Genomic DNA, 546 nt, shown 5'->3' on the forward strand with positions numbered 1-546 from the left:
CATTATGAGTATGCCCATCGTGTGTAAATTTTATAGTTATTTGATTAATACCTTGTTTTAAATGCTCATCAGATTTTATATTTACACTATAGTCTTTGATATAACCTGGACTATGAATTACATTTGAGACATCTTGCGCATATGCACTACCTATAAATAATCCTAATCCCAATAATATTTTTTGTACGGCTTTCATTTTTAATTCCTTATTTTAATTTACGAATTATATTGATCTAATAAGGAAAGAATGTGTAGAGTAACTGATTATTTATTCTACATTTTTACTACATTCTACTTCGTTATTATAAATTGTTTAATATATAAGGAGAAATAATGCAAAGAAAAATAATTACACTTTCATTGTTAACTGTAATATCATCTACTCTTTTCGCAGATAGTATTGATGATGCATTTAAAAATGGGAAAATATCAGGAGAGGTAAGGTCATACTATTTTCAAGAAAGACAGTCTGATACTGGAACATCATCTATATTTAACAATGGAGGTTACTTAAATTATTTAACAGGTAACTATTATGGATTAAGT

The 546-nt window shown here is 26.6% G+C and carries 1 protein-coding gene and 1 pseudogene; one reads left to right on the forward strand and one right to left on the reverse strand.

The window, feature by feature from the left end; genetic code table 11:
* The coding region (locus ACERKK_RS13205; RefSeq protein WP_373773537.1) for a hypothetical protein at positions 1–196 on the reverse strand (196 nt) is incomplete at its 3' end.
* 137 nt (positions 197–333) lie between these two features.
* Here ACERKK_RS13205 and ACERKK_RS13210 point away from each other — a divergent pair.
* Positions 334–546 (forward strand): annotated as a pseudogene (locus ACERKK_RS13210) (porin); the annotation flags it as partial.

Source organism: Poseidonibacter sp. (assembly GCF_041821165.1).
Lineage (GTDB): Bacteria > Campylobacterota > Campylobacteria > Campylobacterales > Arcobacteraceae > Poseidonibacter.